Genomic DNA, 20,985 nt, shown 5'->3' with positions numbered 1-20,985 from the left:
TATGTCAACTTACCGGAGCCATAATTCGACGTGCGGCAAGCGCTATAGGCGTTGCTTATAGACCGCTTATCAGCGGCGTGACCATGCCGAAAGCGCGAAAGCAAAACCGGCGCGACGATGATTTCGGAAACGGGAGTCGCTGGCTGCCCGACCGTTGCGGACCACGCCGCCCACGCTCACTGACGACGGGATGCGCCGTTCGGCACACGTTTTGGAACGCTCTTCACATCCTTGACTTTCACGGCTTTCACGCCCCGCGGATCTTGCGCAGACTTCGCGTCCTGCTCGCTCATAGCCGCATCGAGCTCCTGAACCAACCGGCTCAGACCGGCTGTGGTGTCCATCGGATCGGGAATCGCCGCCGGGTCCGCATGCGAGACGCCTATACCGCCAGCGCGAAGCCCGGAGGCAACGCCCGCAGCCCCAGCCACACCGCCGGCAAAACCGGCACGGACGGCCACCGGCTCGTCAACACGCTTCAAGCGCGGAGGCCGCCTGGTGGACACGAACAGCGGCTGCACCTCGACGAGCGGATTGTATGGCGCCAAACCGAACCACTTGACTGGAGAACCGGCCATACGGCGAATCGCATACTTGGCCTGCAACGAAAGCGCGCCGCGCGAAGACACCTTGGATTCCGGCATCAACGCCTTATGGATCAGCACATACCGGATCGTGCCGATGTCCGGATCCGCGTCCACCTTCGGATAAATCGACTTCTGCTTGGGAAGCTCGCCGGTTTTCGACAGGTCATGCATGATCTGGTGAATATACGCCGGCAGCGACTGGGATACCTTGAAGCCCAGCCTCATACGCACACGGTAGATGAAATTCGTACCGAAGCTTTCCACCGTGTACTCGCGGGTGAATGGCTCGTCGGTGGTCTCCACACTGACCGCCCACCATGCGCGGGCACGTTTGGGATGGTCGGCGAAAATGGAGAAAAAGATATCCGTATCGAGCCGCTTGGTCTCCGCATCGGACGTCAGATAGACGATGTTGTCGGCAAAATAGGGGATGCGGAAGTCACCGTGCAGCTTGTCGAGCGCAGGCAGGAAATCGTCCGGCCGCATATGGCGTCGTTGCGCCCGTTCGAGGCGCGTGCCCTGATCCCACGTGTACATGACGAACAGAATCGCGCAGGTCAGCAGCAATGTGAACCAGCCGCCGTGCAGGAACTTGGCCATGGATGCGAGGAAGAACATGATCTGGATGGCCAGAAACACCACGGTGAACGTCACGGCCACAAATCGCCGGCCCGCATACCAGATATAGACGGCGAGCAGCACGGTGGTAGTGATCATCGTGATGGTCAAAGCCAGTCCGTAGGCGGCGGAGATATGCTCGGAATCCTTGAAGATGGCCAACACGGCAAGCGTGGCCGCGCACAGCACGCCGTTGATCACCGGAATGTAGAGCTGGCCGCGCGTACGAGCCGGGTAACGCACCTGCAGATGCGGCATCCAGTTGAGGCGAGTCGCCTCGGACACCATGGTGAACGCACCGGTGATCAAGGCTTGCGAAGCAATCACGCCGGCGGCGACGGACAGCGCCACGGCCACGTATCGCACGTTCGGATGCATCATCTGGAAGAACGGATTGAGCGTGGCCATCTTGGTGTATGCGGCATCGTCACGATGCGCCAGCATCCATGCGCCCTGGCCGAAATAGTTGCAGACCAGCGCGATTTTGATGAACGGCCACGTGAAGTAGATATTGCCGCGTCCCACATGGCCCATATCGGAGTACAGCGCCTCGGCACCGGTGGTGGCCAGGAACACCGTGCCCATCACCGCAATGCCGGCCGCATTGTGCGGGCTGAACAGGAAACGCACCCCGTACACCGGATTCAGCGCCGCGAACACGGACCAGTCATTGTTGAGGTTGCCCAATCCCACGACGGCCAGGAACGTGAACCAGATCAGGACTATGGATCCGAAAACACGCCCGATGGATTCGGTGCCGCGCGACTGCACGGAGAACAAGATCACGATGATCACCACCGTGATCATCAACGTCAGGCTTGGGTTGTCGTCAAAAACCTGCTCCAACGGCGGCAAGGTCTGCAAGCCTTCCACTGCGGAGCTGATGGAGACAGCCGGAGTCAGCACCGAATCGGCCAGAAACGCGGCACCGCCGAGCATGGCCGGAATCGCCAGCCATGCACCATGACGGCGAATCAGGGAGTACAACGCGAAAATGCCGCCTTCGCCGTTGTTATCGATGCGCATCGCGATCAGCACGTACTTGACCGTGGTGATCAAGGTAATCGACCAGAACACCAGCGAAAGCATACCGAGCACGGCCTCGCGGTCCACGTTGTTGATGCCACCCTGACCGGTCAGGAACGTCTGCATGGTGTACAGCGGCGAGGTGCCGATGTCGCCGTACACCACGCCAAGCGCCACGATGGCCATGGTCCAAGTGATCTTGTCCGGGCCGGACTGCAGTTTCGCCCACCACCGTCCGAGACCTCCCTTGGACCATGCGGAAGCGATTTTCCGCGCTTCTTTGTATTCCTCTTCGCGCTGCTTGGCGAGTGCCGCACGCTCCTCCTTGGTCAGGGTACGACGAGATACCTTGGGAGCGTTGGTAAAAGTATCCGCCCTGAGCAGGGCCTCTTCTTCTTGTTTGGCTGTGGTTGCCTTGGTCGCCTCTTTCGGGGCGCGCGAAGTCCGTTTGTTCGACTCGGCCATACGTTCAGTCCTTTGCGCGGGACCAACCCCACCCGCGACTTCCCTTCGTTGCTTACCTCAACACATCCTGTCACGCTTGTTGCCGAATGCCATCGTAGACCCGTAACGAAATCGTCACAACTTACAGCACTACGGACGGCTGTCGAGTTCGCTGGAAAGGCCGTGCATAAGGTCACGTAGGGCAACGCTCGATAGGCCACAAAACAAGTCGCGCACACGCACACAGTCACACGCACAGTCGCGCACGCACGGCAGCCGACGTCAGACGCCGTCAGATGCCGTACACCGTGCGGGTGGTGTTGCGTGTGCCACGCGCGACCGCGGCCACCGGCAGGTCAAGCGTATCGGCCATGGCACGCAGCGTGTAGGGAATCATATAGGGCGCGTTGGTGCGACCACGGTACGGCATCGGCGTCAAGTACGGTGCGTCCGTCTCCACCATCGCATGATCGAGACCGACGATGCGTAGGGATTCCCGGATTCCCTCGTTGCCTTTGTAACTGACCGTACCGGAGAAGCTCAGGTACCAGCCCTGTTCGCGCGCGATCTGCGCCATTTCGGCGTCGCCGGAGTATGAATGGAACACCGTGCGTTCGGGCGCGCCATCCGCCAGCAGGGTCTCGATGACTTCGCGATGCGAATCACGGTCGTGGATCTGCATCGGCAGGTTCAGCTCCTTGGCGAGCGCGATATGGGCGCGGAACGCCTCGCGCTGCAGCTCCTTGGCTCCCTCGCCGGTGCGGAACAGGTCCATGCCCGTCTCTCCGATGGCCACCACTTGTTCGGGGTACTGCGTTGCCAGACGATGCACTTCGGCGAGCGCATCTTCGAACGAGGTGTCATGCCAAGGCTTGTATTTGAGTTCGAGACCGTCCGGACCAGGCACGCCGCGGTGACCGTGCAGCACGGATTCGTTGGGATGTATTGCGAGCGCCGCGTGCACATTACCTGGATGATCGAGGGCCATCTGGACGGCGGTCATCAGGTGCGGCAGCTCGCAACCGCAGTCGATGATACCCCTAACACCGACTTCTTGTGCTTGGGCGAGCAGTTGGTTCACGTCGTAGACGGGTACTGGCGCTTGGCCTTTGGCCTGTGCTTCATGGTCCATGGCACGCGCGAATGGTACGACGGATGCCACATGGGTGTGGTCGTCGATCACGTACGCGTCTTGCGGCAATGGTTCCGGAGCCGGTGCCCAGCTGCGGTCACGATGATGTTTGCTCATGACTCCCCAGTGTAAACATCCCCACCCCTCCCCCATTCCTTTTCCCTTCTTCTCTCATCCTCACTCACCCCCACGCTCCCCTCGCGAATATGTACCACTCACCACCGCTCAGCGGTACATATTCGGGAAAAACGACGGCATCGTCCCGATAGACCCCTATTCGGGAGACTATAGACACCTATTCGGGAGACTTGAGACCCCACCTCGCGAAACCCACCTCGCGAAAATGTACCGATGACTCTGACTCAGTGGTACATATTCGGGAAAAGAGACGCTACATATTCGGGAAAAGGGACGCTACGAAGGAAACAACACAAAACACCGGCAACTTACCGCCAGCAGCGCTCATACGGCAGGCCGGTGAGATGCTCGACTACCGCTTTGGTTTCGGGGGTCACGGCCGCTTTGGAGCCGCCGTTGCGCAGTCGCGTGATCTCGGCCAACACTATCGAATCGGTGTGCTTGTTGATCACCAGATGGGCGGAGATGATCCAGCAAATGATCATCGCACAAGCGAACCACCCGAGCAGCACCGCCCCCAAACCGATGCGTGCACCCGACGACTGTGCCGGCAGCGTGGCGTCAAAGCCCACGGCACCCAGAATCACACCTACCGCGATGGTGCCCACTCCCGAGCCCAATTGGCGGAACGACGCCTGAATACCGGAGAATGTGGCGGAACGATACCGTCGCGTGACGATCTGGTCGATGTCCGCGATGTACGGGAATACCGCCCATGGCAGGTATCCGCACAGGGATTTGAACGCGAAGAACCACAACGCGCCGGTCACCGCGAACACGGTCCATGCCGTCGCAGACCACACATCCACCAGCATCCATGCGGCGAACAGCCAGCCCACGCCCGCCAAGCATCCGAAGAAGTTGATGGCATAGAGGCGTTTGGGGCCGATTTTCGTCATGGCCCAGCCGAACACCGGCATCAGCGGCAGGGAGACCACCGCGCAGCCGAGCAACAGCGAGGCGAACGCGGCCGTGTGGTTCCAGTTGTAGATCACGAAGAACACGAAGGTCTGGCCGAACACGTCCATCGAGACCTGCACCAGCAAGTAGATGGACAGATGTTTGCGAAATTCCTTGATGCGCAACGTGCTGGCGTATTCGCGCAGCACCTTGCCGGCACGCCTCATCCAGCCGGCCGCGCCGATATGCCCTTCACGCACCTCGCCGCGCGCGTAGGCACCGAATCCGGCGGCCTCGGGACTCATCTCCCACGTGCTGCGCCAGCAGGCGAATACGGCAAGCGCAAACAGCACGGTAGTGGTGATCGTAAACGTCATGTACCCCACGGGTGTGGACTCGCCGAACGCCGCGAGCACCGCACTGCCGACCACGGGGATGGCCGTGCCCGCGCATGTGGAGATGAACAGTCGCACGGTGGACAGTTTGGTACGACTGTTGAAATCCGGCGTCATTTCGCCGGGCAACGGGTTATAGGCGGTCTGAAACGCCTGTGCAAGCACCACCCAGAACACGTAGGCGGCCGCGTACCCGACCACCGGCAGTCCCGGAGTCCACAGGAAAATGCCCAGCAGAATCAGCGGGCCGATAATCATGAGCAGAAAACGACGACGGCCGAACCGGCGGCCGATGTCGTAACGATAGAGGTTGTCGTCCAGCACGCCGAACAACAGCGCGGCCACGGCGCTGATCAGTGCGCTCAGGCCGATCACCGTCTGAGCGGTGGCGATGGACATGCCGCAGAATCGTGTCCAGAACAAGGACAGGTAGGTGGCGACGATGGTGAGCTGGCCGCCACCGTAAAAGTCGCCGACACCAAAACCGATGGCTTGGCGCAAGGTGACTTTGCGCGGCTGATCACCGGCCAACGCCTCACGCAACGCCCTGCTGGTGTCGTCTGACATGATCGCCTCCCGACTCTGCGTACGAACTGGGTAACGCTGGCAACGCTCGCTTTCGAGTCTTCAATGGTGCGAGACTTCAGTGTAGTGAGTCAATGTGTCCGATCTGTACGACGTACGCCTGTGCGACGTTCGCCTGTACGGCACCCACGACCTACATACGTTTGCTGATGAACTTGGCCACGGTGTCGATAAGGAAGCCGCCGATCGCGACGACGATCATCACGATCACCGCCTTGCCGAACGCACCGCCGAACGACTGAAGCATGTCCGCCCAATCGACCGCGAGCGTTGCGGCGGAAGCCAATACGATGTGCTGCATGAGAGATGCTCCTTAGATTCCTGAGATGATTTGAGGGTGACTTACGACGATGCTTTTGCCCGAGCGATTCGAGCGCGCACGTGCGGTCGGCGATGGGCGGTCCGGCTAGTCGGCAACGTCTCGCCGCTCCCCTACCGAACGCCGCACGATGATCGACGTGTCCACCAGCGTGACCGTGTCCGACTGCTCGTCTTCGTTTCGTACGCCGAGTTCCGTCAGCTTCTCCATCAGCTGGGCGTCCGACGGATTGCGGAACGCGCCCGGATCACGGCCGAGCAGCAGACGGACCGCCGTCTGGCCGAGCTGTGCGCGCGGAATACGGATGGAGGTGATCGGCGGGGTGACCACCGGGGCGATCAGCGTGTTGTCGAAACCGATGACGGAGACGTCTTCCGGCACGCGCACGCCGTCCGCGGTCAGTCGCAGCACGATGCCGGCCGCGATGAGATCGTTGTAGGTGATCACGGCGGTCGGCTTGGAGCCTTCCAGCGCCAGGGCCGCCTGATAGCCGCCTTCTACGGTGGCATGCACCGGACCGATCTGGTTCACGCGAAAGCCCATGCGCTGGCCTATGTCATGCAGGCACGACCAACGTGACTGGTTGGCCCAGGATGCGCCCGGTCCCGCCACATAGGTCACGGCCGTGTGATGATAGCGTCGCAGCAGACCCAACGCACGCACCACGCCGATACGCGGGTCCGGCACCACGCTGGGCACGCCATCCACGGGTCGGTTGAGCACCACCAGCGGCATCTGCTTGGCATAGTTGCGGATGAAGTCGATGCTGGGCGCGTCCGAGGCAAGAATAACGCCGTTTACCTTGCCGCTCAGATGGGTGAGCATCTGTTGGGTGCGCGGCTGAGATTGGCCGGTTTCGATGATGCTGACGGCACTGTCCGACTCCATGGCCGTCACCTGCGCGCCTTTGAGGATCTGCGAGGAGATGCCGTCGGCCGTGTCCTTGACCACCATCGTGATGATGCCGCCGCCGACTGCCGTGCGTATGCCGTTGGCTTGCGTGCGCGGCTGAGTCACGCCGCGCAGCTGCGGGGATTGAAGGGTGGCGGAATCGCCCGGGCCAGCGTGGCCGGCTTGGCCGTTATCGGCGACGGCACCGGCCTCGCCAGTTGCGGCAGTTGCGGCGGAATCGCCACCGAAGCCAGTTGCGGCAGACGCACCATCGGCATGCCGACGTCGTGGATTAGGACGATAGCCGAGTTCAGCGGCCACGGCCCGCACATGTTCCACGGTCTGGAAGTTCACGCGGCCGGGATTGCTGAACACACGGGAGACGGTGGAGATGGCCACGCCGGCCGCATCCGCCACGTCGCTCAAACGTACGCGGTCGGTCGCCTTGCGCTGTACCATCATCACCCCTTTCCCCTCACATGTGCTTGATCTTCAACTATAGCGAGATATAGCGAGGCTCCCCCTGCCCGAGGAAAAGCTGTCGCCATAGACGACTGAGAGCAGCGACCTTGCGGTCAACGCTCCTCTCAGTCTCACTTGGTTCGGCAGCTCCACTCAGCCAAGGGGAGCCGGTAGTCAGAACAATCAGGCCTGCTGATGACGCTCGGCGAGCTCGGCCTTGATCTGCTTGAACTTCTCCTCGGTGACCGGGTAGAAGAACATGATGGCGGCGGAGATCACGAAGCCGATCAGCGGCACGAGGCCGGCGGCGAGACGCAGGTTCTCGGCAACGGTCGGATCCTGGGCCACGTTCATGCCGGACTTGTAACCGGTGAAGGCGAGGATGGCCGGGCCGAGCCAAGAGGTCAGGGCGCCGAACATCTGACGGAAGAAGCTCAGGCCAGCCATGGCGGCACCGTCGGTGCGCTTGCCGGTCTTCCACTCGTAGTACTCAACGGTGTCGCCTTCCATGCCCCAGACGTAGTTGCCGCAGAACTGGGCACCGATGGCGTTGAGGGCGAGGCCCACGAGGGACAGCCACACGTTGGTGACGAAGATGAACATCACACCGCCGAGGATGCCGAGTGCGCAGCCAAGGTACCAGCCGCCCTTCTTGCCGAGGTGACGGGCGATCACCGGGCCGAACGGGGAGGCGATCACGCCGATGGAAGCGTTGATCAGGGTGACGAGGGTGGTGATGAGGGCCAGAGTGCCGGCGTCGGCACCGTTGGCGAGCACTTCCTTGGCAATGATCGGTCCGATGGAGCCCACGCAGGTGGCGATCAGGTAGAAGCCGGTGGCGAAGCACAGGATGAGCAGAGCCGGGTTCGTGAAGATGGCCTTCAGGGTGTCAACGAAGGAGACCTTCGGCTGGGTCGGCACATCGATCTGCTCGATGGTGGTCTTGTACAGGAAGACGTAGATCAGAGCGCCGACGAGGCAGAAGATGCACACGATCGGGAGCATCAGCTTGGCGAGAGCAGCCTGATCCTTGACGTTGTTGATGGCCGGAGCCAGAGTGAAGGTGACGATGAGGCCGAACAGGGCGCCGCCGACCATACGGGCGGAGGAGAGGCGCTGACGCTCGTTCTGATCCTGGGTCATGGCACCGAGCAGTGCGCCGTAGGGCACGCCGCCCAGAGCGCCGAGCAGTTGGTACAGCAGGTAGGTGACGATGGCCCATGCCACCTTGACGCCCATCTCAGCATTGGCTGGGATGGTGTACATCAGGCAGATGGCGACCATCATCGGCACACCGAAGGCGACGACCAGACGGCGGAACTTGCCGTTCTTGTTCGGCTTGACGCGGTCGGCGTAGTTGCCGGCGAGCAGGTACACAACAGCCTGGAAGAAGCGGGCGAACAGGAAGATGTTGGCGGTGGTCACCGGGTCGATGCCCATGTAGATGTAGTAGGTGGCCAGGAACATCGACATCATACGCCAGCCGATGTTGTTGGCAAGATCGCCGGAACCGTAACCGACGATGTTCAGCCAAGTCAGCTTCTTCGGCGTCTTCTTGACTGACTGCGCTGTTGCAGTGCTCATATTCGAGAACTCCTTAGTTCTTTTTCCTTGTTTTCCGTTCTCAAGGGAACGGCTCGCTCCCCAAGGAGCGATGTCGCCGCCGAAACGACGACAAATCTTGTTGCTAGCGCATCGAATCGGAGGGTGAGCACGAATCACCCTCCGATTGCGTGCGCTGCTGTCCCTTACTTGATGAGGCAGGGCAGAGACGGGCTGGACTCGGCGGACATGCCAATCGCGTTCACCGCGATCACCGAAGCCGTGTAGTTGCCGGCCGTGAGCCCGGAGACGCTCTTGGCTTCCTCGGAACCTTCCGCCTTGACCACCTTGACGGTGTTCTCGGTGAGGTTGCGCAGGGTAAGCACGTAGGAGGTGATCGGAGTGCCGCCGTCGGCCGGAGCCTTCCAGGTGACGTTCATCGTGTCGGCGGTGGAGGTGACGCCAGGCTTGTTCGGCTTGGCGGGCACGGCAGCCACGATGATCGGATCGCTCGGCGCGCTCGACGGGGAGACCTTGTCTTCACCGGTGGTGGCTTCGATGGTCACCTGATAGGTGCCACGGGCCACGTTCGCGAACGTGTAGGCGGTGGTGCCGGTCGGCGTCCAAGCGGTGCGCTTGGGCAGGTCGGAGGCCGGATCGACCGGGGTCAGGTGGATGTTGGCGCCGCCCTTGCCGAAGCCGGAGCGGGTGTCCACTTCATCCCAGGAGACGGCCACGGAGCCGGATTCCACGAGCAGCTCGGCCACCGGAGCCTTCGGGGCGGGCAGCAAGTCGTCCACCTCATTGGCGTCGGCGCGGCCCACCTTGAAGGCGGCGGACGTGGCGCTTTCGCCCTCGCCGATCTCGTTGCGGCCCTGAACGGTCACGGTCCACTCGCCGGCCGGCACATCCGCGATCAGCGCGTGGGTGTCGGTGCCGTCCACTGTGGCCGGGATGACCTCGCCGTCGGCGTTGGTCAGGGTGAGCGTGGTGCCCAGAATCGGCGAGCGGCCGTCGGAGGCGAACGCCCAACCGACCTGCACGTCGTGGGCCTGCACGGATACGGTCACGTCCGTAGGCTCGGACGGGATGGCCGGCATGTGGTGATCGGCGTACACGGCGATCTCCACGAGCTGCAGGGCGTACTCGTCATGCTCGTTCGGGTTGGAGCGCAGCTTGGAGGCTTCCAGCTTGACGAAGCGCACGTTGCCCACCGGAGCGAAGTCGAAAGCACGTGGCTTGCCGTTGGCAGGCAGCGCATAATCATGCTTGTCAACGACCTTGGTCCAGGCGTTGCCATCAGCGGAAACGGAGATGGTGAAGTCGACCGGGAAGCCTTGGCCTTGGTTCGGGTCGAAGGCGCGGTGGCCTGCGGCGAATTCCTGCACACCGCCGACGCCTTCGCCTTCGCCGTGGAAGGCTTCGGCAACGGTACCGCCAGGGTTCTCGCCACGTGGGGCAAGTACAACCTGCGCCACGGCGGTCGGCTCGGCGAGCTTCAGGGAAACCCATTCGCTGTGGTTCTCCTTGGTCGGCTCGCTGGACCAGCCGAAGTGGTTGTAGTCGGCGTTGAATTCGCCGTCCACCAGGGAGGCGGCGGTCCAACCGTTGCGCTCGGAGGAGGAGCTTACGCGCACAGTGGCACCCAGCGCCTTGTTGGCGGCCTGGCACTTGCACGGCATCTTGCCGGCCGTGAACTTCACGGTGATGGTTACCGTGTCGCCGTTTTCGCCGGTGTATTCGATCTGGCCGGTGTAGTCCTTGCCGGATTCGAGGCCGGCCACATTCACCGTGTAGAACAGTTCCTGCTCGTGGCGCAGGTTGCCGGAGAGACGCTCGAAGCTGATGGAGCCGTTGGCGTCGTCCACCACGCGGGCGGTCCACTTCTCGCTCAGGGCGCCACCCTCCTGCTTCAGGTGCAGGCAGTGCTTGACGTTGCGGGAGACCCAATCCACGGTGCCGAGGTCGATGTTCGGCCTGCTGGAGCCGATCTTGGCGGGAGCCGGACGGCCGATCCAGCCGAGGAAGTTGTCTTCGGAGAACTTGAGCTTGCCGTTCTTCACCACGCTCAGCGTCTCGATGAGCTTGGATTCGTAAGTCTCCACCTCACCGGGCACGTGGATGGTGATCGGCAGTTCGGTGAACTCGCCGTGGTCCACGGTGATGGTCTTGGAGTCGGATTCGACTTCACGAACCGTGCCGTCCTGGGTGTTCTGGGCGGTTACCGTCCAGCGGACTTCAAGTTCGGTGCCGTCGATCTCCTCGTCGTTGTAGACGAGCAGCGTGCGCTGGGAGGCGGTGCCGAGCTGGTAGATGCGGTGCGGCAGGCCAAGGCGCGGCTCCTTGTCGAACTCCTTGTCGAATGCCGCAACATCCGCGTAGGAGTTGGCGAAGTAGCGGTAACCGTCACCCTCGATCCAACGCGCGTCGCCTTCTGCGGTCGGGTCGAACTGCGGGCGCAGCAGCGCCTTCGGGTTCAGGCCGTGCTTGGTGTGCTCCTGATCCAGCTCAATAACCTTCTCGATGTTGTCGTAGATGAACATCGAGAGGCAGAACGGCTTCCAGTTGGCCATGCGCGTGGTGCGCACGCCACGGGTCACGCGGCCCACTTCGCGTCCGAAATCGGCGCGGGAGATGGTGTCCGGATTGCCGTTGAGACGGCCGTGATAGATGTCCTTGATCGTGCCGTCTTCGGCGTACTGCGGGATGCCTGCGGTGGAGACGGAGAACTCCTCGCCGGCGCCGAGCGGCAGGTCACCGTCGATCTGGTACAGATCGTAGATGTCGGGCGCGGAGGTCATGCCGGAGGGGTAGCCGCCGAAGTAGTGGCGGGAATCCTCGTTGGTGATCGGCTTGTTGAAGCCGTCGTTCATCACCAGACGGGTCGGATCCTCACGGTTGGCCGCAGCTTCCAGCGGCGGGATGAGGATTTCGGCATCGTTCGGGTTCCAGGCCTCGTTGGTGGTGGACCACAGCACGATGGACGGGTGGTTGCGGTATTCACGCACCCAACGCTCAACCCATTCGGTGTAGTAGCCGATGGCCTCATCGGAGTAGTTCAGGTAGTACGGCGGGTCGAGGGACACATTGGAGGTGGAGCCCGGGTTCCAGAAGGCGGTCTCTTCCTCCAGCAGCATGCCGGTCTCATCCGCGTGGTCCATCAGCACGTGCGACGGCACGGAACGGATGTGGTTGCGGATGATGTTGCAGTTGGCGTGACGGTAGGCGTCCAGCCAAGCCTTGGCCATCTCGTCCATCGCATGGTTGTCGTCGAGGATCACGCCGTAGGAATCGCCGATCTCGTTGATCAGATCGCGGTCGCCCTGGTTGAGCAGGCACAGGGAGTCGCCGCGCAGACGGATCTTGACGCCGTTGATGATGTACTTGTCGCCTTCGCGCCAGAACTGGCGGAAGCCGAAACGATCGGAAAGTTCGTGAATCGGGGCGGCGTCTGCCGGAGCGGAAGCGGCGGCGATGGCGGCGTCCACGGTGTACAGGAACGGATCGGTGCGGGACCAGTAATGCGCGGTCGGCCAGCCCTTGACCAGCTTGACCACGGTGCTCTTACCGGCTGCGACGTGCACGTCGGCAGGGTCAAAGGTGAGCGCTGCGGTTTCGACGTCACCCTTAAACGGATGGACGGCGGCGGTCAGCGTCAAGTCGGCATCCTCACCGGTGTGGTTGACGATGGTGACGTTGACGGCGAGCTCGTCGTCGGACGGATCGGCGTTCTTCTTGAGGTCAGGCATGATCTGCAGGTCGTCGATGCGAAGCTTCGGCTTGGTGACGATCTCCACGTCCTCGCCGATACCCACACGGCCCACGATGTTCTCCACACCGAATGGGAAAAGCAGACGGTCCGGGCCGCCCTCGGTGGCCAGCGCATCTTCCGGCAGGGCCTTGACGGACCATACTTCGATACGGATTTCGTTGGCACCGGGCTTGACCACGTCATTGATGTCGAGGTCGTACGGCAGCAGGGTCATCAGGTAGCCCTTGGTGGTGAGCGGGCCGACGGACTGGCCGTTGACGAACACCTTGCCGAGCGTGGCGAGGGCGCCCACATGCAGGAACACATCTTCGTCAGTGATGTTTTCCGGCAGATCCACGGTCTTGACGTACACGCCGCGGTGCAGGCCCTTCTCCCATTCAGCCGGGTAACCGGTGGTGCGGCTCAGCGAATCCCACCAAGTCGGCACGACGATGTCATAGCGCTGTTCCCCGCCGTTCGGGTAGAAGTCCCACACGCCATTGAGGTTGAGCCTCATTGCAGTCCCTTTCTTGCAACACCTTGCATATCCGGGCCGAAACCTTCTTCGGTCCGCCGGGTCATCCCGGATCACGAATCACAAGATAGGACCTTTGGCGCGTTTGCCGTTTTTTGCCACACTTGTTTTGCTTTTGTTTGCCATTATTTGCCATTTCTTGCCACAGCGGACGGCAACGATTCAACGCAACGTTGCCACTCTTTGCCAATTCAGCGGAATCTGCTTATTTGTATGATTTGGACGGCCGCACGCAGGTAAACTCTGCTTTCGGAAATGGCAAGTCGGTGATATGCGTTTTTGGCCGATCCGCCCCTACCCGCGACGCGGAGGGCACAAATCACGCGCATAGCAGCACCGGTTCGCCATCAGGTATCGTTCAGTTCAACATCGGAGTGTCTGCACATGTCTCGTTTATCTCGCGCGCTGAAGATTCGCACGATTACGGCAGCGGCCGTCGCCACCTGTCTGGTCGGCGTCGCCGCCGGGTGCGGCAATACTTCCGGGACCGCCGGCGCGGACGGCACCACTGAAATCACGCTGTGGACCTGGCAGTCCACCATCAACGACTTCGTCACCGCCTTCGAGAAAACCCATCCGAACATCAAGGTGAAAGTGACCAACGCGGGCGCCAACGAAGACGAATACATGCAGCTGACCAACGCGCTGAACGCGGGCAACGGCATCCCCGATCTCGTCTATCTCGACTTCAACGCCGTACACCAGTTCGCCATCTCCGACCAGTTGCGCAACGTAAACGATTACGGCTTCGACAAGATCAGCGGCGACTTCACCGAAGCCGCGCAGAACAACGTGACGGTGAACGGACAGCCATACGGACTGCCGATCTCCTCGGGGCCGATGGTGATGTTCTACAACCAGGACGTGTTCGACAAGGCGGGCGTGGAATCCGTGCCCACCACATGGGATGAGTACCGCGCCGCCGCGGAAAAGATCGCCTCGCTGCCCGGCGACGCGCACATCACCAACGACACCGGCGACGGCGGCTTCATCACCTCCATGCTCTGGCAGGCCGGCGCTCAGCCGTTCAGTGTGGACGGCACCACCGTAAGCGTGAATTTCAACGACAAGAACGTGAAGAAATTCACCGGCATGTGGCAGCCGATGCTGGACAGCAAACTCATCGACACCTCCACCACCGGATGGACCGACGACTGGTGGCGCAAGCTGGATGACGGCTCCATCGCCACGATGCTGACCGGCGCATGGATGGTTTCCTCCATGCAGAAGAACCTTTCGCAGACCAAAGGTTCGTGGCGCGTGGCACCCATGCCGCAGTACGCGGCCGGCGAACATGTGAACGGCGAAAACGGCGGAGGCGCGCTGGCCATGCCGAAGGGATCGAACGACGCCAAAACGCGCGCGGCGTACGAGTTCGCTCAATGGTTCGCGCATGGCGACGGCGTGCAGGTGAATCTTCAGCAGGGTGGTCTGCCGCCGCTCAATTCCGTATTGTCCGATGCCGATTGGCTGGACGAGAAGGATGCGTTCTTCGGCGGTCAGGCCACGCATCAGGTGATTGCTTCGGCGTCGAAAGACGTGACCACAGACTTTGAATACCTGCCGTACATGGCCTACGCGAATTCCATCGCCGTCAATTCGATCGGCCAGGTCTACCACGGTAAAACCACGCTGCAGAAAGCTTTGGTGCAATGGGGCGATGCGCTGAAAACCTACGGCCAGCAGGAAGGCTTCACGGTCAAGTAGGGGCATCATCTGACAGATACGAAAACGGCCGGTGACGGTTCGGGAGTTCCCCGGATCATCACCGGCCGAATCATATCGGCACATCGTACGGCTTATACCGCACGGCTCACATCGCACGGCTCACATCGCACGGCGGCGTCGGAAAGACGCTCCCCCGACGCTACCCACGGAATTACACAAGCAACTGCTACAGCACCGAACGGGTGTCGTTTTCGTACGAGTTGCGCCCCTGGCCGGTGGCCGCAGTGGTACCACCATCGACCGGAATCACAACGCCCGTCAAATACGCCGCATCATCAGAAGCGAGGAACAGCGCCACTCCGGCGCAATCTTCGGCGCGGCCGGTACGCCCCAGCGCCACACGGTCAAGATAGGGCTTCACGCGCTTCGGGTCACTCCAGACCTCCTTGTTGATATCGGTCTCGATGAATCCGGGAGCGAACGCGTTCACTCTCACACCCTTGGCACCGTAGTCGAGCGCCACGCAACGCACGAAGCCGTTCATCGCGTGCTTGGTGGAGTTGTACGCCGTCTGGCCCCAATCACCGCGTAGACCAGACACCGAGGTATCCACCACGATGTTGCCATGCGATTCGATCAGATACGGCAACGCCTCCTTGGTCAGGTAGAACAGTCCATCCAGATTCACGGAAAACAACTTGTGCCAGACCTCATCGGGCACATGCTCCACTTCGCCGCCCTCGAAAATACCGGCATTGGAGACCACAACATCCAGATGACCGAACTCCTGCACCACGGACCGTACCAGCTCCGCCACCTGTTCATGGCTGGAGACATCGGTGATGTGCGTGTGGCCGTTTTCGTATCCATGAACCGTTTCATCAAGCGGCTTCTGACGCCGGCCGACGGCGACCACGATCGCACCGTTATCGAGGAATGCTCGGGTGATGGCACGTCCGATGCCGGTGCCACCGCCCGTGACAATAACGACTTTGCCTTCGAAATGATAGGCATTGCTGGTCATGACGCCCCCTCACATGCCGCTGATCCGACTGCGGCAACAGTATCCATACATACGGGCCCAATGTATCTCCATACCCGCTTGCCGAAATTTGCCGTCACATCGCCGAGCCTGCCTTGCCGTCATTTGCCAACTTCGGCCCGGAACCCGGGTGAACGCGTTATCTGTGCCGTCCGTGTTATCCACAATTCGAGTTATCCACAGAAGCTCGAACCACATAGGTCGATTCCGGTGGCGCACACATCCGACGCCCGTTAGTGTGGCACCATGAACGCGGTGCCAGCAAGCAATACTTCTACGAACGTATTCGGGCGGTCTTTCCCTACGCCGCCGCCCGGCGTATTCGGCGATGAGCCGCCATACGAACGCCAAGCCGAAAACATCTATGCCACAACGCCCGATCAGGCGACCAATGGCTCACGATGCAATGCGTCATCGTCCATGGCCGACAATCTCGCGCAGCAAAAACGCGATATCACCAGACGTTGCACCGAAGCCGCGCAGCAGCACAAGAAGCCTCTTCTATTCGGCATGACCACATCATTGATGCTTCAATCCGTGCCGATCCCCAGTGATTGCAGCATCAGCGCAACTGCATTGCATACCGTGTCGAGTTCTCATCGCAAAAGGGTAAGAACAGTCTCCTCACCAACAACACCTCATGTCTGGAAGCCGCTGGGAATGGCCCGGAATGTGCATATCAACAGATACGTATACGCACTCGATGTCATACATACGTGGGCGCAGCTGGCGGCATATTGTTCGTTGGAATCTCTCATTGCACTCGGAGATGCAATTATTACCGCAATAGCAAGAAAACCGAGCCTGGCACAGGGGCGAAGCCCGGAAACCATTTTGAGCGATATGGCGGAGTGCATCACAGCAATGCCGAAGTTCAATGCGAAATCATCCTGTCTGCTCGCACTGCAGTTCATGGCACCACGCGTGGATTCTCCGAAAGAATCGGAAATCCGAATTACGACCACCAAATACGGTCTGCCGCAGTCTGTCACCAATTACGTGGTTCCAGGAGTCACCTTCAAGAGCGGCACACCCATAACAGTGGATCTGGCATGGCCTGACTTCCGTGTCGGAATCGAATACGACGGCGACCAACATCGCACGGACCGAGCACAATGGCGCCGCGATCAAGAGAAACGAGAGAAACTGCGGCACCACAACTGGGTGATTATTATCGCGACGGCCGCGAGTCTGGCGGACGAGCCATCCCGAGCTGAACTGTCCTACCACGTCGCCAGGCAACTCGCACTACGAGGAGCCGCCTTCGACTTCAATTTGACCGAAACACCTCTTTCCCGGCATAGGCGACGGCGATAAGTCTTTCATCGTCGTTCGGGCGGACGATCGATACAGTCGTCCGTCCGCTCATCCTTCCGATCATCCGCCCGTACGCCTATCCATCCCTCCGTCCCTTCTCCATTTTCTCCACTCAGCCACCCGCACGCCTGTCCCTTCTTCCCTCCCATTCCTCCGCTCATCCAACCCTTTCTCCGCTCATTCACCCCTTCATCCGCTCATCCGCCACTTCATCCATCCATCAAGCTATCTACCTATCCTTCACCCATCCACCAACCCAGATATCCGCTCATCCTTCCGGACATCCGTCCGCACGACTGTCCCTCTCTCTCCGCTCATTCACTCCCCTTCTCCATTTTCTCCACTCAGCCACCTGCACGCCTGTCCCTTCTTCCCTCCCATTCCTCCGCTCATCCAACCCTTCCTCCATTCATCCGCCACTTCATCCATCCATCAAGCTATCTACCTATCCTTCACCCATCCACCAACCCAGATATCCGCTCATCCTTCCGGATATCCGCCCGCACGCCTATCCACCCCTCCGCTCATCCACTCCCCTTCTCCATTTTCTCCACTCAGAGCCACCTGTCCCCTCACCTCTCCATTCCTCCGTCCATTCATCCCTCCGCTCATCCTTCCGGACATCCGTCCGCACGACTGTTCCCCCATCCCTCCCCGCCCCTTTCTTCCATCCCTCCCCGCCCAGCGGGCATCTATTTGTCTCGGTACGTTAGGCAATCGTTTGACGGCGCTACGGGGACATTTTTTCGCTGTCCCGGTTCGAGATTTTGCCTTGTTATTCGGAACCGGGACAGCTCAACCTCCCATAGACGACTATCGGCGCGGCACTGCATTCCCGAAAACGTTGAAATTCCAAGCTTCGCGGTCGGAGCTCATCCGCGTTTGCCTCTTTGCATTCGTCCCGGTTCCGTCAAAAGAGCCAAATCGGGCTACCGAGACAGCCGAATCTGGCACGGTTCGCGCATAAACCGGTTGAATCAGCAACCGAGACAACAATCACGCATCCGGACAGCTTTCCTATGCTTGCAACGTATCAATCTCCCAAGCACAGAACGAGGCACTATGCACCGACCTACCCGCAAAAAGAAACCCGGCGGGGGGAGCCGCCGGGTGAGAGAGAAGAGAGAAGAAGGGTTCAGTTATGGGGTGTCATCGGATCAACCGTTGACATGATCTAGTTAACCGCCGCTTCCTTGGCAATTTGATGTGCTTTTCTGGGAAATATCTTGGCAAAATGTGACGGGTTTGTGACATCACCCAACATTGACTGCCTCATTGTCCATCTGTGCCGCACAACCTTCATTCGCCGCACCGCCCCCGTTTTTGCGAAAAAGGTACGCTGAGCATCAGTCAGCGTACCTTTTTCGCAGAACGGGAAGACGCAACAACCGGGAACACAGAACCCAAAAGCGGGTCAAGAAACCCAAAAGCGGCACAGAAAACACAAAAGCGGCTCAAAGAACACAAAAAATGGGGATACGGAACCAAACGTTACATGGAACCGCATCCCCGGGAATCCTCGGGACACCCCAGGCATCCCTAGACTATTCGCTACTTGGCCTCCTCGGCGGCAAGCTTGGCCTTCTCGGCGGCCAGACGCTCAGCTTCGGCGGCACGGCGGGCAGCCAGCGCTTCATCGAAACGAGCCAGCTCCTCCTCGACGGCCTCGGCAGGAATCTTGGCGAAGATCGGCGTGGGCTTGGCCACAGGAGCGCCCACTTCGATCGGCTCGCTCTTCCACGGGTGTACCGTGGCACCCAGCTCGTAATGACCGGTGATAATCGGATACGTGAAGCCGGACTTGTCCAGATCCTCGACCTCCTGCAACTCGGGCAGCGGCGAGAACATGCCAGTGCCGCCGAGCGCCTCCCACACCTTCTGCGAGGAGTGCGGCAGGAACGGAGCGAGCAGGTGGTTCGCATCGGAAACGGCCTGTGCAGCCACGTGCAACACGGTGCCGAGGCGAGCCGGATCGTCCTTAATCTTCCACGGCTCAGTGGCGGAGATGTACTTGTTGATATCGCCGACCACGCGCATCGCTTCGGCAAGAGCGTGCTTCTGATGATGAGTCTCGATCGCAGAGCCGACCACGTCGAACGCGGCGGCGGTCTCCTCCAGCAGACCACGGTCCTCATCGGTCATCGAATCCTCATCCAGAGCCGGAATCTGGCCGAAGTTCTTGGCGATCAGGTTGGCCACACGGTTCACCAGATTGCCCCAAGAGGAAGCAAGCTCTTCGTTGTTGTGGCGCACGAACTCAGCCCAGGTGAAGTCGGAATCGGAGGATTCCGGACCGGCCACGGAAATGTAGTAGCGCACGGCGTCCACCGGGTAGCGTGACAGAATATCCTTGACGTAGATCACGATGCCACGGGAAGAGCTGAACTTCTTGCCTTCCATGGTCATGAACTCGGAGGCCACCACCTGCTCAGGCATGTTGAGCGGACCCATCGGGCCGGTTTCGCCACCCTTGGAACCCTGGCCGTTGTACGCCAGCATCTCGGAAGGCCAGATCTGGGAATGGAAGGTGATGTTGTCCTTGCCCATGAAGTAGTAAGCCGGGCAGGACGGGTCATTCCACCACTCGCGCCACTTCTCCGGATCACCCTGACGGCGGGCCCATTCGATGGAGGCCGACAAATAGCCGATCACGGCATCGAACCAGACGTACAGCTTCTTGTTCGGGTTATCGATCCAGCCCTTCACCGGCACCGGAATACCCCAGTCGATATCGCGGGTGATGGCACGCGGCTTGACTTCCTTGAACAGGCCGAGGGAGAAGTTGATGACGTTGGTACGCCAGCCTTCACGGGTCTCCAGCCAAGCTTTGTTGGCTTCGGCGAGCGCCGGCAGATCGAGGAAGTAATGCTCGGTCTGCTCGAAGCGCGGGGTCTCGCCGTTGATCTTGGAGACGGGGTTGATCAGCTCGTCCGGGTCGAGCTCGTTGCCGCAGGCATCGCACTGGTCGCCGCGAGCGCCGTCCGCACCACAGATCGGGCAGGTGCCTTCAATGTAACGGTCGGGCAGGGTACGGCCGGTGGACGGGGAGATGGCCACCTGCTGGGTGCCCTTGTAGATGTAGCCGTTCTTCAGGCACTGCTTGAACATCTCCTGCACCACATGCTCGTGATTGCCAGTGGTGGTGCGGGTGAACAGGTCGTAGCTCAGGCCGAGATCGCACAGATCCTTGGCGATGACGCGATTGTATCGGTTGGCCAGTTCCTGAGCGGTCAGGCCTTCCTTCTCGGCTTCCACGAGAATCGGGGTGCCGTGCTCGTCGGTGCCGGACACCATAAGCACGTCATTGCCCTTCATGCGCTCGTAGCGCGCGTAAACGTCGGAGGGCACACCAAAGCCGGCGACGTGACCGATATGACGGGGGCCGTTCGCATACGGCCAAGCAACATTCACCAAAACATGACTCATAAACCCTGATTATCCGGCGCGGCGGCGACAGCGGAACCTTACGCTTTCCACCATCCTCAGCCACAGTTATCCACCGTTCCAACGCGGAGCCTATCAGCCCGGCCAAAGTTATCCACTTATCCACCGTTTTCACTGATGCAGTGGCGGCAGACGCCGGCATATGCGTATGGTCACAGACATGACTTACACAATCCGTTCAACGAGGAA

At 60.6% G+C, this 20,985-nt stretch carries 11 protein-coding genes; 2 read left to right on the top strand and 9 right to left on the bottom strand.

Annotated features, from left to right (window positions below; genetic code table 11):
* Window positions 1-176: 176 nt before the first annotated feature.
* The 7 genes from G1C97_RS06890 to G1C97_RS06860 all read right to left on the bottom strand — a co-directional run bounded on the left by G1C97_RS06890 (window position 177) and on the right by G1C97_RS06860 (window position 13,307).
* Window positions 177-2,696: a KUP/HAK/KT family potassium transporter gene (locus G1C97_RS06890; protein ID WP_169241142.1), complete on the bottom strand. Its 2,520-nt coding sequence runs from the start codon at window positions 2,694-2,696 to the stop codon at window positions 177-179.
* 271 nt (window positions 2,697-2,967) lie between these two features.
* A complete protein-coding gene (locus G1C97_RS06885; RefSeq protein WP_169241141.1) occupies window positions 2,968-3,924 on the bottom strand; it encodes a TatD family hydrolase in 957 nt (318 codons plus the stop codon).
* Between the two features lie 329 nt (window positions 3,925-4,253).
* Window positions 4,254-5,807 (bottom strand): MFS transporter, encoded by a 1,554-nt coding sequence (locus G1C97_RS06880; protein ID WP_169241140.1) that lies wholly within the window; start codon window positions 5,805-5,807, stop codon window positions 4,254-4,256.
* A gap of 151 nt (window positions 5,808-5,958) precedes the next feature.
* Entirely contained in the window at window positions 5,959-6,126 is a 168-nt protein-coding gene (locus tag G1C97_RS06875) for a hypothetical protein (RefSeq protein WP_169241139.1), read from the bottom strand.
* 105 nt (window positions 6,127-6,231) lie between these two features.
* The gene (locus G1C97_RS06870) at window positions 6,232-7,497 is read right to left on the bottom strand and encodes a LacI family DNA-binding transcriptional regulator (protein WP_169241138.1); all 1,266 of its coding nucleotides are present in this window, start codon (window positions 7,495-7,497) and stop codon (window positions 6,232-6,234) included.
* A gap of 183 nt (window positions 7,498-7,680) precedes the next feature.
* The gene (locus tag G1C97_RS06865; RefSeq protein WP_169241137.1) at window positions 7,681-9,081 is read right to left on the bottom strand and encodes an MFS transporter; all 1,401 of its coding nucleotides are present in this window, start codon (window positions 9,079-9,081) and stop codon (window positions 7,681-7,683) included.
* A 164-nt stretch (window positions 9,082-9,245) separates the two neighbouring features.
* The gene (locus G1C97_RS06860; protein ID WP_169241136.1) at window positions 9,246-13,307 is read right to left on the bottom strand and encodes a fibronectin type III domain-containing protein; all 4,062 of its coding nucleotides are present in this window, start codon (window positions 13,305-13,307) and stop codon (window positions 9,246-9,248) included.
* Window positions 13,308-13,709: 402 nt separating this feature from the next.
* Between G1C97_RS06860 and G1C97_RS06855 the strand changes: the two genes are divergently transcribed.
* On the top strand, window positions 13,710-15,032 hold the full coding sequence (locus tag G1C97_RS06855) for an ABC transporter substrate-binding protein (RefSeq protein ID WP_169241135.1): 1,323 nt from the start codon (window positions 13,710-13,712) through the stop codon (window positions 15,030-15,032).
* Between the two features lie 187 nt (window positions 15,033-15,219).
* Here G1C97_RS06855 and budC read toward each other — a convergent pair whose 3' ends face one another.
* Window positions 15,220-16,017, bottom strand: a complete 798-nt coding sequence (gene budC / locus G1C97_RS06850; RefSeq protein ID WP_169241134.1) for a meso-2,3-butanediol dehydrogenase — start codon at window positions 16,015-16,017, stop codon at window positions 15,220-15,222.
* Window positions 16,018-16,281: 264 nt separating this feature from the next.
* Between budC and G1C97_RS06845 the strand changes: the two genes are divergently transcribed.
* Window positions 16,282-17,352: a hypothetical protein gene (locus G1C97_RS06845; RefSeq protein WP_169241133.1), complete on the top strand. Its 1,071-nt coding sequence runs from the start codon at window positions 16,282-16,284 to the stop codon at window positions 17,350-17,352.
* A gap of 1,551 nt (window positions 17,353-18,903) precedes the next feature.
* Here the strand turns inward: G1C97_RS06845 and metG are convergent.
* A complete protein-coding gene (gene metG, locus G1C97_RS06840) occupies window positions 18,904-20,778 on the bottom strand; it encodes a methionine--tRNA ligase (RefSeq protein ID WP_169241132.1) in 1,875 nt (624 codons plus the stop codon).
* Between the last annotated feature and the right edge of the window lie 207 nt (window positions 20,779-20,985).

This window comes from Bifidobacterium olomucense (genome assembly GCF_012932375.1).
Lineage (GTDB): Bacteria > Actinomycetota > Actinomycetes > Actinomycetales > Bifidobacteriaceae > Bifidobacterium > Bifidobacterium olomucense.
Note: the sequence above shows the minus strand (reverse complement) of the source record. Positions and strands in the feature narration are given on the sequence as shown.

What these genes read in the sequence shown, in the direction of transcription:
- G1C97_RS06890 (WP_169241142.1), bottom strand. Translation starts at nt 2,696, where the DNA reads ATGGCCGAGTCGAACAAACGGACTTCGCGCGCCCCGAAAGAGGCGACC.
- G1C97_RS06885 (WP_169241141.1), bottom strand. Translation starts at nt 3,924, where the DNA reads ATGAGCAAACATCATCGTGACCGCAGCTGGGCACCGGCTCCGGAACCA.
- G1C97_RS06880 (WP_169241140.1), bottom strand. Translation starts at nt 5,807, where the DNA reads ATGTCAGACGACACCAGCAGGGCGTTGCGTGAGGCGTTGGCCGGTGAT.
- G1C97_RS06875 (WP_169241139.1), bottom strand. Translation starts at nt 6,126, where the DNA reads ATGCAGCACATCGTATTGGCTTCCGCCGCAACGCTCGCGGTCGATTGG.
- G1C97_RS06870 (WP_169241138.1), bottom strand. Translation starts at nt 7,497, where the DNA reads ATGATGGTACAGCGCAAGGCGACCGACCGCGTACGTTTGAGCGACGTG.
- G1C97_RS06865 (WP_169241137.1), bottom strand. Translation starts at nt 9,081, where the DNA reads ATGAGCACTGCAACAGCGCAGTCAGTCAAGAAGACGCCGAAGAAGCTG.
- G1C97_RS06860 (WP_169241136.1), bottom strand. Translation starts at nt 13,307, where the DNA reads ATGAGGCTCAACCTCAATGGCGTGTGGGACTTCTACCCGAACGGCGGG.
- G1C97_RS06855 (WP_169241135.1), top strand. Translation starts at nt 13,710, where the DNA reads ATGTCTCGTTTATCTCGCGCGCTGAAGATTCGCACGATTACGGCAGCG.
- budC (WP_169241134.1), bottom strand. Translation starts at nt 16,017, where the DNA reads ATGACCAGCAATGCCTATCATTTCGAAGGCAAAGTCGTTATTGTCACG.
- G1C97_RS06845 (WP_169241133.1), top strand. Translation starts at nt 16,282, where the DNA reads ATGAACGCGGTGCCAGCAAGCAATACTTCTACGAACGTATTCGGGCGG.
- metG (WP_169241132.1), bottom strand. Translation starts at nt 20,778, where the DNA reads ATGAGTCATGTTTTGGTGAATGTTGCTTGGCCGTATGCGAACGGCCCC.